At 67.0% G+C, this 13,701-nt stretch carries 15 protein-coding genes; 11 read left to right on the forward strand and 4 right to left on the reverse strand.

Annotation, left to right across the window (positions count from 1 at the left end):
* Positions 1–19: 19 nt before the first annotated feature.
* The gene (locus BMY19_RS27885; protein ID WP_100253655.1) at positions 20–1,003 is read right to left on the reverse strand and encodes a glycosyltransferase family protein; all 984 of its coding nucleotides are present in this window, start codon (positions 1,001–1,003) and stop codon (positions 20–22) included.
* A 93-nt stretch (positions 1,004–1,096) separates the two neighbouring features.
* Here BMY19_RS27885 and BMY19_RS27890 point away from each other — a divergent pair, with 93 nt between their 5' ends.
* The 4 genes from BMY19_RS27890 (at position 1,097) to BMY19_RS27905 (ending at position 4,204) form a co-directional block, all read left to right on the forward strand.
* Positions 1,097–1,741 carry a hypothetical protein gene (locus BMY19_RS27890; protein WP_100253640.1) on the forward strand — a complete coding sequence of 215 codons (645 nt, stop codon included), beginning with the start codon at positions 1,097–1,099 and terminating at the stop codon, positions 1,739–1,741.
* Between the two features lie 4 nt (positions 1,742–1,745).
* Positions 1,746–2,390, forward strand: coding sequence for a hypothetical protein (locus tag BMY19_RS27895; protein ID WP_100253641.1), 645 nt, complete (start codon positions 1,746–1,748; stop codon positions 2,388–2,390).
* Positions 2,391–2,800: 410 nt separating this feature from the next.
* The gene (locus BMY19_RS27900; protein WP_100253642.1) at positions 2,801–3,679 is read left to right on the forward strand and encodes a DMT family transporter; all 879 of its coding nucleotides are present in this window, start codon (positions 2,801–2,803) and stop codon (positions 3,677–3,679) included.
* A 69-nt stretch (positions 3,680–3,748) separates the two neighbouring features.
* Complete coding sequence (locus tag BMY19_RS27905; protein WP_210186934.1) at positions 3,749–4,204, forward strand: CBS domain-containing protein; 456 nt, start codon at positions 3,749–3,751, stop codon at positions 4,202–4,204.
* On the opposite strand, the gene BMY19_RS27910 is transcribed toward BMY19_RS27905, so the two are convergent.
* Positions 4,205–4,738 (reverse strand): hypothetical protein, encoded by a 534-nt coding sequence (locus tag BMY19_RS27910; RefSeq protein WP_139215724.1) that lies wholly within the window; start codon positions 4,736–4,738, stop codon positions 4,205–4,207.
* Between the two features lie 56 nt (positions 4,739–4,794).
* On the opposite strand from BMY19_RS27910, the gene BMY19_RS27915 reads away from it, so the two are divergent.
* The 4 genes from BMY19_RS27915 (at position 4,795) to BMY19_RS27930 (ending at position 9,664) form a co-directional block, all read left to right on the forward strand.
* Positions 4,795–6,558, forward strand: a complete 1,764-nt coding sequence (locus BMY19_RS27915; protein ID WP_100253644.1) for an SLC13 family permease — start codon at positions 4,795–4,797, stop codon at positions 6,556–6,558.
* A 551-nt stretch (positions 6,559–7,109) separates the two neighbouring features.
* Positions 7,110–7,763, forward strand: coding sequence for a TetR/AcrR family transcriptional regulator (locus BMY19_RS27920; protein WP_100253645.1), 654 nt, complete (start codon positions 7,110–7,112; stop codon positions 7,761–7,763).
* A gap of 30 nt (positions 7,764–7,793) precedes the next feature.
* Positions 7,794–8,534 (forward strand): SDR family NAD(P)-dependent oxidoreductase, encoded by a 741-nt coding sequence (locus BMY19_RS27925; protein WP_100253646.1) that lies wholly within the window; start codon positions 7,794–7,796, stop codon positions 8,532–8,534.
* Between the two features lie 497 nt (positions 8,535–9,031).
* A complete protein-coding gene (locus tag BMY19_RS27930; protein WP_100253647.1) occupies positions 9,032–9,664 on the forward strand; it encodes a tyrosine-type recombinase/integrase in 633 nt (210 codons plus the stop codon).
* Between the two features lie 259 nt (positions 9,665–9,923).
* On the opposite strand, the gene BMY19_RS27935 is transcribed toward BMY19_RS27930, so the two are convergent.
* Together BMY19_RS27935 and BMY19_RS27940 are read right to left on the reverse strand one after the other, a co-directional pair.
* Positions 9,924–10,334: an ester cyclase gene (locus BMY19_RS27935; RefSeq protein ID WP_100253648.1), complete on the reverse strand. Its 411-nt coding sequence runs from the start codon at positions 10,332–10,334 to the stop codon at positions 9,924–9,926.
* Between the two features lie 103 nt (positions 10,335–10,437).
* Positions 10,438–11,511, reverse strand: coding sequence for a catalase family protein (locus tag BMY19_RS27940; protein ID WP_100253649.1), 1,074 nt, complete (start codon positions 11,509–11,511; stop codon positions 10,438–10,440).
* Between the two features lie 225 nt (positions 11,512–11,736).
* Between BMY19_RS27940 and BMY19_RS27945 the strand changes: the two genes are divergently transcribed.
* The 3 genes from BMY19_RS27945 to BMY19_RS27955 all read left to right on the forward strand — a co-directional run.
* Positions 11,737–12,819, forward strand: a complete 1,083-nt coding sequence (locus BMY19_RS27945) for a catalase family protein (protein ID WP_100253650.1) — start codon at positions 11,737–11,739, stop codon at positions 12,817–12,819.
* A 38-nt stretch (positions 12,820–12,857) separates the two neighbouring features.
* The gene (locus tag BMY19_RS27950; RefSeq protein WP_100253651.1) at positions 12,858–13,427 is read left to right on the forward strand and encodes a type 1 glutamine amidotransferase domain-containing protein; all 570 of its coding nucleotides are present in this window, start codon (positions 12,858–12,860) and stop codon (positions 13,425–13,427) included.
* A gap of 58 nt (positions 13,428–13,485) precedes the next feature.
* On the forward strand, positions 13,486–13,701 hold a 216-nt coding region (locus tag BMY19_RS27955; RefSeq protein WP_139215725.1), incomplete at its 3' end, for an SDR family NAD(P)-dependent oxidoreductase.

Below are 13,701 nucleotides of genomic sequence, written 5' to 3' on the forward strand. Positions count from 1 at the left end.
TCCGGCCTGCTCCGACCCGTTAGTCTGCGTAGCGACGCAGCAGCGCGGCCTCCTCCTCCAGACGTCCGCGACCGGGATCGAGCGCCTCGTAGCGTCGCGAACGTGCCCGCACATGGGCCGAACTGAGGCGGTGCTCGATACAACCGTGCAGAGCGATGAGACTCCCCGGCCAGCCGCCGTCGAGAACAGGGCGCTCGTGGACGCGACCGGCGTACAGCAGACTGGTGCGGTTCAGTCGATACTGGACATCCGGGAAGACGTCCGAGAGGACACCGTCGACCCGGTTCGCCCGGGCGAGGCCAACGGAGACAACGCCTTCCGCCTCTGCGAGGGCCGCCAAGGGGGGCAGCAAGCGACCGGTCGCCGGCTCGAGCGTCTCGTCGGCGTCGAGTTGCAGCATCCAGCTGTGGCGGGCGAAGCCCTGGAGGGTATTGCGCTGCGCGGCGAAATCCCCGTTCAGGGGGCGGGCGGCCACGCGCACCGCCCCCGCGGCGAAGCCCGCGACCATGACCGACTCCGCCGCCAGCGCCGGCCCGTCGATCAGGATCACGACGTCGTCCGTCCAGTCAGCCTGCACCGGCAGCGAGGCCAGGACCGCGTCCCGGTCCGCCGGACGGCAGATGAGGCCAAGGGACACCGGGCGTCCGTCGGCGGCTTCAAGGGCGAACAGCTCAGCTTCGGCCGCCCGGGTACCGTGGGGGTGCCGGAGTTCCGCGCGGCCGGCCTCGTCGCGGGGACTGGCGCCGAGCCGCCAACGGCTCGCAGCGCTACGCAGGGTGTAGAGATCGAGGCCGTAGGGCGCTTCCCGGTCCGGCACGAAGACCGGACCGGCGAGGCTTCGAGCCAGATGCGCGCGGCACGCCTCCGCATCCCCATTCTCCACGAGCAGGATCCCGCAGGCGTTGCAGGCGAGCGGGAAGGCGCGGCGCTCACCATCCGGATAGGACAAGGTCCGGTCACTCGGCCCGATCGTGGTGGCCGCACAGACGAAACACCGCCGCATGATCCCCTCTCCCGCGCCCGCCATCCGGCAGGAGAGGCCTGGATGCGTCCGGCCCGCGCCTTACCTTCGCGGTTTCCATAACCCCTGCCGCACGTGCTCCCAGACGTCGACCCCCTCTCCGCCGGACGCGCCGGCCTGCCCGCCGACGGGTCCCTCGCCATCGTGGGCAACGCGCCCGGGACGGGTGCGTGGGAAGCCGCGATCGATGCGCCGGACAGCGTAGTCCGCTTCAACAACGCGCCCGGTTTCGGTGCCGAAGCCGGCCACCGCATCACGCATCTCGCACTGGTCAACCGCGGTGGCCAGACGCGTGAATGGCTGGCGGACCGGAACTTCCTCAAGCGTCCGGTGGTCCGCGCCGCGCAGGCCTTCATCCTGCCCTTCCCGATGCTGCCGGCGGAGCAAAACGTCCCTGAGCCGATCTGCTGGACCCGCGAGCTTCTAGCGCTGCTGCAACCGTTGGGCTGCCCGGTTCTCCTCCTGCCCGAGACGCTCCACCAGCAGGCTAACACCCTACTCGGCCCCCACACGGTGGGACACCCGAATCCGAGCACCGGCTTCCTCGTGACGCTCGCGCTGCTACTCGGCCGCCCGGCGAGTGCCAGACCGGTGCAGGCCTTTGGCTTCGGGTTCGACGGCTGGCCCGGTCATCCCTGGGCGGCCGAGCGCGCATGGTTCGCCGAGGCCGAGGCGGCCGGACGCATCCGTGTGCATCCGCCATCTCCGACCGAGCGATGATATCATGACCACCCTGATCGCCGTCCTGAAGGGCGGCGGGCGCTACGACGCGACCTGGGTCGCCCGCCTCGCGGCCGGCATCCGCCGCCATGCCCCGGCTTTCGAGCGGATCCTCTGCCTCACGGACCTGCCGGTGGTCGTCCAGGGCGTGGAGACGATCCCCCTCCGGCACGCTTGGCCCGCCTGGTGGGCGAAGATGGAGGCGTTCCGGCCCGGTCTCAGCACGGGTCCGACCCTCCTGTGCGACCTTGATACGGTGCTGACCGGCCCGGCCGATGCCCTGGCCGAGCCCGGCCTCGCCGCGATGGAGGACTATTTCCACGCGGGGCGCCTCTCCAGCGCGCTGCTGCGCTGGTCCGGGGACGAGCTTGCATCGCTTTATACGACCTTCGCGGCCGACCCCGACCGCTGGATGAGTCCGGGGTCCTGCGGTCCGGTGCCCAACGCGGTGCATGGCGATCAAGTCGTCATCGACTACCTGCTGCGCCGGAGCGGCCGGCAACCACATTTCATCCAGCGCCTCCATCCCGGCCTGCTCGATTTCTATGATCCTCGGCGCGACTCTCATGGTCCGGTCGTGATTTTCATCGGAGCGGCGAAGCCGGATACGGCGACTGGGGCCGTACATGCTGCGTGGACGCGTAGCTAATGGAGGACTTTCGACGCAGGCTCGGCTGACGCCATCTGAAGCGTTATTGTGATCAAGCCGGCCGAAGGAAATGCGACCTATCTGAACAGTAGCTTCGAAGCTACCTTTTGCCTACGGGCTACGTTCCTGCATGACCCTGCGCGTGTCAGTGGGCCGCCGTCGAGTAGGAAGGAGAATGTCCGCATTTCGGGCGGCATTCCGAAGCGGAATGGCAGGTTTCGGCCAAGATCGGCCGACGCTGACCGCCCGCATGAACGTCTCAGATGGGTCGAAAGCAGGAAGGCTGCTTCCGAGCCGACACTTCTGAATGTGGAAATCGCGAATCCGAGACGAGTCAGGGTCGCAAAAATCGTTGAGATACGTCGATCACGCAGCTCGACAATGGAGCGTGATCGGCTACGCCAGCCACCATGTCACCAGCAAACACGAACCGCGCGACCGGCTTTGCGGCGCTCCTCGTGACCGCGCTCGGGTGGGGGTTCGGCTGGCTGGCGATGAAGGTCGTCCTGCAAAGCTGGCCCCCGCTGTTCGGGCGGGGCGCGGCGGGCCTGATCGCAGCAATGCTGCTCGCCCTTGTAGCGCTGATGCGCGGCGAACGTCTCTCCGTGCCCCGGGGGGCTCGCGCCCGGCTGGCGATGGCAGCGTACACCAACGTCTTTGCGTGGATGGGTTTCTCGTCGCTCAGCCTGCGCTGGATTACCGTCAGCGAGGCCGCCCTGTTGGTTTATTCGATGCCGGTCTGGGCGACCTTGTTCGCCTGGGCGGTGTCCGGCCATCGCCCGACGCTGCGGGGCTTACTCGCGCTGGTGCTCGGCCTCTCCGGGATCGGCGTGCTGCTCGGTGCTGGCGCAGGCGCCCTGGGCGAGGAGAAATTGCCCGGCATCGGATTCGCGCTCGCGGCTGCGGTCCTTTTCGCGCTCGGCGCGGTCCTTAATAGCCGCGCTCTGCCAGTGCCCCCCTTCGCGATGACCGCGTGGCAAGTCGGACTGGGCTGTCTGCCGATGGTGGTGCTCGGCATAACGCTCGAACGGCCGGCCGTCATGGCGCTCAGCGGCGCGAGCGCATGGGCGTTCGTCTACGTCACCCTGATCCCAATGGCTGCCTGCTTTCTCACGTGGTTCGAGGCGCTTCGACGGTTGCCGCCCGTGGCGGCTTCCACGAGTATGCTGCTCGTCCCTCACATCGGCATCCTCTCCGCGACGTTGTTCCTCGGCGAGCCTTTGGGTCCGCGGGAAATGCTGGCCATGGCGCTGACGCTGGGAGGCGTCGTCCTGGCTTTGAGAAAGTGATGATCGGCCGTCATCGCCGAGGCGATCACGGCGGCTGTCACACCGGTCCCCCACCTTGCAGAGGGCGCAATGCCGAAACTGTCCGCCGAGCACCTTCGCGTCGCCGACGTGATGGCCCGCGACGTCGAGTTCATAGAGCCGCAATCGAGCGTGCAGGCTGCGGCGGTCCTGATGGGCGAAATCGAGGTGGGGGCGCTGCCGGTCGGCTCGGCCGATCAGCTGGTCGGCATCGTCACGGATCGGGATCTGCTCTATCGGGTCGTCGCCCGTGGGCGCGATCCCACCTCCGTGGCGGTCCAGGAGGTCGCCTCGCGCCCCGTCCTCTCCTGCGATCCCGGCGATTCCCTCCGCGCGGCCCTCGACATCATGGGGTCGAACTACGTTCGGCGCCTTCCGGTGGTCGATGGGACTCGAAAGGTGGTGGGCTGGCTGACCCTCGCCGACATCTCGCGCCACCTGCTCGTGAGCGACGATGCCTTGCAGGTATCCCTGCAGGCGCTCACGGAAGGCGCAACGGACGTATGATCACACGCGGTAGCGGCGCTCTGCGGCACGCACGGCCGTGGTGGGCAGGCCGCGATGCAAGGCGACGTAGTCCGCGAAGGCCCATCCCGGCGGCCCGGTGTGCCGGGCGGCGATCAAGCAGAGTATGAAGCCGATCAGGCCGGTGTCGGGCTCGCTCAGGCCCGCCAACGCCTCGTCGAGCGGCGGCGGCGTCCGAAGGGCGGCATCGAACATCGCGAGGATCTCGGCGTCGGCCCCCGAGGCGACGAGCCAAGCCCGGATCGGATCGAGCACCGGCGCTGGACCGCTTGACCGGGCCACCACGGCGGCGAAGCGAGCGAGGGCGGTGCGCTCCGCGCCGGAAAGCCGCGCCAGATTGACACTCAGCGGCATAAGGGTCTGGTGGCGGTTCTGCAAAAAGCCATGGACGACTTTTTGCCCGACCACCTCGAGGATCTGCCGCCGGCCGGGGGGGATAGCGCGGTGCCGGCGATCGACCGCGTCCGCTCCCCCGTCCCCTGCCGGATGATCTCGTCGTTCCCCGGCCTGCTCCAACGCCTACCCCTCTCAGCCCGCGCCGTTGCGACGGTGTCCCGAACAGGTGTCTCTGGATGACCGTCGATCAAGTGCTCGCCTTCGGCCTGATCGGCTTGACGGTAGCCGCTTTCGTGTGGGATCGCCTGCCCTACGATCTCGTGGCCCTGACTGCCCTCGCCGTCGGCATCGCGGTGGGGCTCGTGCCCGCCGACAAGGCGTTCTCGGGATTCTCCGACGACATCGTGATCATCGTCGGGTCTGCCCTCGTCCTCTCGGTGGCCATTGCTCGCTCCGGCGCGGTCGAGACCCTGATGCGTCCGCTCATGCCGTACATGACCAGCCCGGTCCGCCAAGTGCCGATCCTCGTGGCCGGGGTCCTCCTTCTATCGATGGTGACGAAGAACGTCGGTGCGCTCGCCATCTTCATGCCGATCGCGCTACAAGTCGCCCGCCGCAGCGGGACAACACCCTCGGCGCTGCTCATGCCGATGGCCTCGGCCTCGCTCATCGGCGGCATCGTCACGCTGGTGGGCACATCGCCGAACGTCATCGTCTCAAAGGTCCGCGCCGACCTGACCGGTAAACCCTTCGGCATGTTCGACTACGCCCCCGTGGGTCTGTGCGTGGCCGCGGCAGGCTTCGTCTTTCTCTGCCTCGGATGGCGCCTGCTGCCCCGGCGGGATGGAGGCACGCGCTCGATGGAGGCGGCGTTCACGCTGGAGCGCTATACGACGGAGGCGCGCCTCCCGCCGGAGCATCCGGCGGTCGACCGGACGGTGGCCTTCCTGGAGGCCCAGGGCGACGGGGATGTCAGCGTCGCCACCATCCTGCGCGAGCGTTTTCGGCGCTACCCGGCCAGCCCGGACTTCCGGCTTAGGGGCGACGATGTGCTCCTGCTCAACGGCGAGCCGGACGCCCTCGAGCGCTTCGTGGCACGCACCGGACTGGCCCTAGCCGGCGCCGCGCCCGCGGCGGAGGCCGTGGTGATGGAGGGCGTGGTGACGGCGGAGTCCGAACTCGTCGGGCGCACGGCCGCTCAACTCGATCTGGAGCACAGTTCCGGTCTGGGCATCCTCGCCGTCAGCCGGCGCGGCCGCCGCATCGAACAGAGCCTGTCCGCCGTCCGTTTCCGGGCTGGGGACGTCGTCGTGGTGCGCGGGCACAGTGCGGCGTTGGCATCGGCCCTCGGGACGCTCAAGGTGCTTCCCCTCGCCGCTCGGGAGATAGCCCTCGGCCGGAACGACCGGAGTTGGCTGCCGGCCGCGATCCTGTTCCTGGCCATGGGCCTCGTCGCCCTTCACGTCGTGCCCGTCGCTGTCTCCTTCTTCGGTGCGGTGGTCGCCGTGCTGCTTCTGCGGAGCTTGACGCCGCACGAGGCTTACCAAGCCGTCGAATGGCCCGTGCTCGTCCTCCTGGGTGCCTTGATCCCAATCTCCGAGACCGTCAGCAGCACGGGCGGCGCCGACCTGATTGCCGGCCAACTCACGGCCTTGGTGCAGGGTCTCTCACCGATCACAGCCCTCGGCGCCGTACTGATCCTGGCGATGGCGGTCACGCCGTTTCTCAACAACGCCGCCACGGTTCTCGTGATGGGTCCAATCGCCGCGAAGCTTGCGACCAGGCTGGGCCTCAGCCTGGATCCCTTCCTAATGGCGGTAGCGCTGGGCGCCGCTTGTGACTTCCTCACGCCGATTGGCCACCAGTGTAATACGCTCGTGATGGGCCCGGGTGGTTACCGTTTCGGTGACTATGCGCGGCTCGGGCTACCGCTCTCGCTCATCGTGATCGTGGTCGGTATTCCTCTAATTGCGTTTGTCTGGCCTCTTCATCCCGTGTGATCTGTGCATGGTATGCGTCTATCCGCTCTTCATGCCCTCTCTGCTGAAAGCTGCCGGGCTGCTTTCGGCCAGATCCAGCCGACACGCACCGCTCGCCTGAGCGTCTCCGATGGGTGGTTTGCTGCCGGTCTGCTTTTGGGCAGTAGTCGATGGAAGCGGACATCGCCTCCGTACCCGATCACGACCCGTTGCAGACTCTGGGAAGGTCCGCTTCCGGGCTACCTCGCGGACAAAGATCCATGACTGGAGCGGGCGGGTGAACGTCAGGGGGGACGTCACGTGGAGGCTCCGTCGAAGGGGCCGAGGTAGTCAGGCTTGCCGACCGGGGCGCCGCTGTACCGCACCCGGACAGGGGCATCGCCGTCCCGGTCCTCCAACCCATCGCGCACTGACCGGATGCTTCCCCTGGGATGCCATCGAAGCTCGACATTCCGCAGGGTTCAGCCATCCATCCGCGGTCCTGCTGCGCGCCGGACCGCCCACCGACATTCCCCATGGGTCGGGTGAATTCATCGCGAAAGGCGGTTGCATGTCGTGCGGCGGCGGCCTAAGTGTACGGAGTGGTCACTAACTCACGCCTAGGTCGCCTCTCCCCGGAGGATCGACGCGCCAATATCGTCGACGTCACGCGTAAGGTGTTCTTTCGGGATGGGTATGGCGGCACGTCGATGTCGGGAATTGCCGCGGAACTCGGCGGCTCCAAGGCAACTCTATACAAGTATTTTGACACGAAAGCCTCGCTATTCGAGGCTGTCATGCTGCAATGCTGCAAGGATCTGTTCGTTGACTTTAACGCCAGCCTGCATGAGTTTCAGGGAGTCCGTGACTACCTGATCGAAGCGGGCAACAAGCTGCTTCTGGGAATGCTTGAACCCACCGCACTGGACATCAGCAGGCTGGTACTCAGCGAGGGCATCCGTCATCCGGAGATAGCTCGGATCTACATCGCAAGTGCGCTGGACCCGAGCAACGAGGCCGTCGCGCGTGGATTGGCGCACTTCGAGGCCATCGGTCAAATAACCTGCCCGAATACAATCGTCGCCGCGAAGCAATTCATCGGCATGGTTCGGGCGGACATTCACCTGCGTGCGGTCTGTGGTTTCGATGATCGTCCGAGTGCCGCGGAAATCCACGCGCACATCGTCGACGCGACCTCGATCTTCATTGCGGGGATCAAATCAAGCGGCGCCGACGACGCTGCCTGACGAAGACCAATCTAAATGGGAATAGGTAAAATGACTGAGAAAACACTCGGTGGAAAAGTCGCGCTTGTCACAGGCGCGTCGGGGGGCATCGGGCGGGCCATCGCCGTCCATCTCGCCGAAGCCGGCGCGCAGGTTTTGGTTCACTACTCCGGGAACGCGGCGGCTGCCGATAAGACGGTCGCCGCGATCACGGACAATGGCGGGCAGGCGCGGAGCGTGCAGGCGGACCTGCGTGACGCCGCAGCGAGCGACCGCTTGGTTGGTCAGGTCGATGCAATCGACATCCTCGTCAACAATGCCGGCATCGCAGGTGGAGCGGACGTCCTCGGGACCACGCGGGATCAATACGATGCCGTGTTCGACACCAACGTCAAGGCGATGTTCTTCCTGACGCAGGCCCTCGTCCCCAAGATGCGGGACGGCGGCGCCATCATCAACACCTCGTCCACGGTGTCGATTGCCGCCTATCCCGACTACATCGTCTATTCGATGTCGAAGGTAGCGGTGAACGGCTTTACGAGGTCGCTCGCCGCCGGGCTCGCCAAACGGAAGATCACCGTGAACGCGGTGCTGCCAGGCGCAACCGACACCGACTTCATCAATGCGGTGAGGGACTATCCCGGCGTGCTGGAGTCTATCGCTTCATCCACGGCGTTGGGACGGCTCGGAAAGCCCGATGACATCGCATCCGTGGTCACGTTCCTGGCTTCGCCGGCAGGAAGCTGGATCACCGGACAGCTCATCCAGGCCAACGGCGGCATGCACCTGTAGCTGACAACGTGGCAGGCGCGGTGGCGCAGTAGGGTCTTCCCTCGCGCCGGTGCGCCTGCAGCCATCTGGCGGGATCGCCTCGGTCATTCCCTTCAAGGAGGCTGCGCCGTTTCACATCCGGCATACCGGGTTTGTAGCTGCGGCTCACCCAACGTCTTCGTGCGTCAGGTCGTGGCGTCAGGCGGCGCTGAAACGTTGGTACCAGCGAGCCGCCTATCACCTCAACCTCGACGCGCGGGACAAGGTGCTCGTGATCGGCTGCTCATCGCTAGCCGAAGCCCAGATCGAAAATGCGGTACGCGAGCTGACAGCGATTACGGAGGATACCCGCTGGAGGTGACGCCCCTTACAGCTTAGGTCCGCTTTTGGGCTTTCGCCAGACCGCTCCGACCGACTGGCTTGGGTCGCAAGCGGAACGTCCGCATATGCCCGCTCTCCGAAGCTTCGGTTCGGGTCTCTTCTCGTCTCGTCGGCATGGGCCGGCGAGGAGATCGACGATGGGACACTCAGCACACGATCCGGCCACGAAAGGGCGGCCGGCCTGGAACGCCGGCCGCAAGCTCGGCGCCAAACGAGCCCTCAAACCTCAGCAGGTCTGGGCTATCCGGTTCTGGCTCGATCGCGAACGCCGCACGCGCGATCGGGCGATGTTCGATCTCGCCATTGACAGCAAGCTGCGCGGTTGCGACATCGTCAAGCTAAAGATCGGCGACCTCGTCAGTGGGGGGCGCGTCCTTAGCCGGGCCATCGTCATCCAGCGCAAGACCGGCCGACCAGTGCAGTTCGAATTGCTTGAACCTGCCCGCACCAGCATCCTGGCATGGCTGGAGGCCAGGGGCGGAACGCTCGACGACTATGCCTTTCCCAGCAGGCTCGACGGCGTCACGCACATCAGCACTCGTCAGTATGCGCGCCTGGTCGATGAGTGGGTCACGGGCATCGGGCTGCGACGCGAGGACTACGGAACCCATTCCCTGCGTCGCACGAAGGCGTCGTTGATCTACAAGCGGACCGGCAACCTGCGTGCCGTCCAGATTCTGCTCGGCCATACCAAGATCGAAAGTACGGTCAGATACCTCGGTGTTGACGTCGAAGATGCTCTGACCCTGGCCGAAGGGACTGAGATTTGAGTGTTCGGCCCCTCGGCCCTTGTGTCGAGGGGCTTCGAAACCAGCCCGGCAGCAAAGCGCCCATCTCGGCCATTCAGCCAACTCCGGTGCCTTCTCCGAAGCGGACACTGCAGCTCAGCCGACAAAGTCCAAGTAGCGCTGAGCCACCTCGAACGATGCCGCCCCCCGCGAGCCTTGGTGCTTGTGGCACCCAATCGTCGGCCTCACGTACAGCCTCATGGCAAGCGAGTTTGACATTATCATCGTAGGCGGCGGCGCCTTAGGTCTCGACGGCGCCGATCTGCTTGAGCAGGGTCAGGTTGTCCATGAGCGCCCAGTGCTCGGCAAGCCGCCCGTCCGAGACCCGGAAGTAATCCATGACGGCGATGTCGACCGTGTTGCCCGTGGCCGCCTTGCCCTGGAAATCGCCGGTGTGGCGGCCGGTGAAGCGCAGCCGCGCCAGCACGCTATCGCCCTCCGCGATTACCTCGGCGACGTGCATCCCGATGTCCGAGAAGGCCCCGTGCAGCACCTCGCTGAGCCTGGCGACGCCCGCCGGCCCCCGGACCTCGAAGTCGAGGCCGGGGTCGTGGCGGATGAAATCGGGGGCGATGAAGCGTTCCCACCAAGCCGCGTCGCGGTCCCTGAATGCCATGAAGTAATGGCGGACCAAGTCCTTGTTCGCTTCCATCGAGTTCGTTCGACCTCCTGGCGCGGATCGACAATGGCATCCGGGAAGGTTGACGAAGAGCGACTTGCCCCAGGCGCCTTCCTGCATGCTCCTCAGGGCGAGCTCAACGCCCCGTGGGCTCGTGGATCGGGCAGCCGTTGAACCGCTGCCGGAATTCCGCGGAGTGCTTGTAGGGCGCGTTGCGAGCGCGGTTGATGTTGCCCAGTGGCCTGTGGGCTTCCAGCCCGGTCCAGACGCTGAACCGCATGCGTTCGTCGACGGCGTCGACACGCCCGGGCTCCCAACTGTCCTGTGGGTGGACCCGGATCGTCGCGACCTTACGGAAGGGTGCCTCGTCTTCCTTCCATTCCACCGTGGGATCCTCGACCGGCTGGCGTTCGAGGTCGCGGCAGAGCTGCACCTGGAACTCCCACACGCCCTCGACGGCACGCATCTCGGACCGCACCGTCTCGCGGATGGCGTTCGGGCGACCGGAAGCGTCAATCTCGTTGCCGGTCAGGTCGGTCAAGCCCGGCGAAACCGGTACGATGGAGAACTTGGCGATGTAGTCGCCGTACCGGAACGGCGTGACGCTGTAATAGGTCTCGCCGAGCGGGTCGACGTTCGGCGCGCCGCCGAGCGAGCCGATGGTCGGGCTCTCGACCCCAACCGCCTGCAGCGCCTTGTTGACCCCTCTCAGCACCGTCGAGGCGAAGACCTTCAGTCCCTCGGCCCGGTCCGTGGTGCCAGCGAGCAGCTTCAGGCTGCCCAGGAACTTCCTCGCGTTCGGGGTCTGGAAGACGGGCCCGTTGACCATGATGAAGTTCTGGGTCGTGCCCTCGGCGTCTGGCAGGCGTTCGCCCGGCACGTCGAGGACCTTCAAGGCCAGGCCACGCGGCAGCGAGACCGCGTCCGGCAGGATGTCGCCCGCATTGGTGGACAGCCGCATGAAGACCTTGTGCTCGCCAAGCGTCGCGAACAGGCCCTGGGCGAGCTCGGGCGGAAGGCCCGCTTCCACAGTCAGGGTCCCTTCCAGGATGCCGTGGGCCTTGGCGTGCACCGAGCGCACCGCGTGCCCGGAGTCCTTCGCGACCCTCTCAAGGATCGTGTCGAAGGTCTCGTTCAGCCCGGCGATGGTCTCGCCCTCGTCAGGCATCACGTTCTCGACGTCGGGGCTGTAGCGGACAGGTGCGTGCAAGGTCGGGCCTCCTTCGTTCGGCTCCGGACAGAACCGGGCGGAACGGGCGACGTTCCGGATTGCGGGCCACTCAATCGCCCGTGAACGATCTCGGGAATGTCGCGTTGCCGGGTTGCCAGCCGCGGGGTGAACCCTCGCGGACTTGCAGTCCCACGGCCTGAGGTCGGGCCAGGAACGTCATGCGTTCGGCTCTTCCCGCGGCCGGACCGCAACGGAGAGACCGCCATGTCCAGCCTTCGCTACGCTCCCGACATCGAGCGGCCCGCGCCGGATGAACAGGAGACCATCGACGGCATCATCCAGGGGATGACCCAGCAGTCGCAGACGGTCGAGAAGCGCGAGCACCACGCGGTCCGCGCGAGCCACGCCAAGAGCTCGGCTTGCGTCGTCGGGGAGCTGGTCGTTTCGGAGAACCTGCCCCCGGAACTCGCGCAAGGCCTGTTCGCCAAGCCTGGCACGCACCCCGTCGCCGTGCGCTTCGCGCAGGGGCCCGGCGAGACCCTGGGCGACCGGGTGTCGACCCACCGGGGCATGTCGATCAAGGTCTTCGGAGTGCTGGGCGAGAAGCTCCCCGGGCACGATGTCGACACCCAGGACTTCGTGCTCGCCACCGGCACGACCTTCCCGTCGGGCACGGCGGCGGGCTTCCTGCGCGACGGCACGGTGATAGGCAAGTCGACCGGCATGCCGGAGGGCGTGAAGAGCGCGGTCTCGGCCGGCGCCCGCACCCTCAACAAGGTGCTCCACGCCTTCGGCACGGAGAGCGCCATGGCGGACTTCTTCGGCCATCCCTACAGCCATCCGCTCGCCGACAGCTACTTCAGCCAGGCCCCGATGCGGTTCGGCGATTACGTCGCCAAGCTCGGTGCGGTGCCGGCGACGCAGGCGCAGCGGGACCTCGCCGAATGGCGCCTCGACCCGCACGTGGACGAGGATGGCTTCCGGCATGCCACGGTCGCGTTCTTCCGGGACGACGACGTGGTGTTCGAGCTCAAGGCGCAGCTCTGGGCGGATGCCGAGCGCCAGCCCATCGAGGATGCCTCGGTCGACTGGCCGGTCGCGATCAGCCCGTACCGCACGGTGGCGACGCTCCGCCTACCCCGGCAGGACGCCTATTCCCCCGAGCGGGTGCGCTACTTCGACGAGGTGATGACCTTCCGCCCCGCGCACAGCCTGGCGGCGCACCGGCCGCTCGGTTCGGTGATGCGGGCGCGGCTCCAGGTCTACCGGGCGCTGAGCGACTTCCGCCAACGGGAGAACGGCGTGACCGCCGAGAACACCGCCTCGCCCGAGAGCATTCCGGCCTGAGGCCGACCCCTTTCCCGCCACGCACAAAGGAGCCAACCATGACCCTTCAGGGCAAGACCATCGCTATTCTGATCGCCCCCCGGGGGACGGAGGAGCCTGAGTTCACGAAGCCCCGCGAGGCGCTGCTCGCGGCCGGCGCGACCGTCACGGTGATCGGGCTTGAGGCGGGCGAGGCCGAGACGGTCAACAACGACCTCGACCCGGCCGGTAAGTACCCGGTCGACAAGGCCATCGACGGCGTGTCGGCTTCCGACTTCGACGGACTCGTTATCCCCGGGGGCAGCGTCGGGGCCGACAAGCTCCGGGGCAGCGAGGCCGTGGTCAAGTTCGTGCGGGACTTCTTCCAACAGGCCAAGCCGGTCGGCGTCATCTGCCACGGGCCCTGGACCCTGGTCGAGGCCGACGTCGTGAAGGGTCGCAAGCTGACCTCGTTCCCGACGGTGAAGACCGACATCCGCAACGCGGGCGGGGAATGGGTCGACGCGGAGGTAGTGGTCGACAAGGGCCTCGTCACCAGCCGCAACCCGAAGGATCTGCCGGCCTTCTGCGCCAAGATCGTCGAGGAGTTCGCCGAGGGCCGCCATCCGGACCAGGCTCGCAGCGCCTGAGGCCGCCCTTTATCACGGCGTCGGGCGGGTTGCCCGGCGTCCAAATTCAGGAATCGCGATGTCACGTTTCTCGAACAAGGTCGTCCTGGTCACGGGTGCCGCGTCCGGCATCGGCGAGGCCGCCGCACGCCGCTTCGGCGAGGAGGGGGCGAACCTCGTCCTCGCCGACATGAACGGCGAGGGCCTCGACCGGGTCGCCGCCGGGATCGGGGCGGACAGGACGCTGGCCCGGGTCGCCGACCTCTCGAAGGCCGACCGGTGCCGGGAAGTCGTC

Source organism: Methylobacterium sp. UNC300MFChir4.1 (genome assembly GCF_900110155.1).
GTDB lineage: Bacteria > Pseudomonadota > Alphaproteobacteria > Rhizobiales > Beijerinckiaceae > Methylobacterium.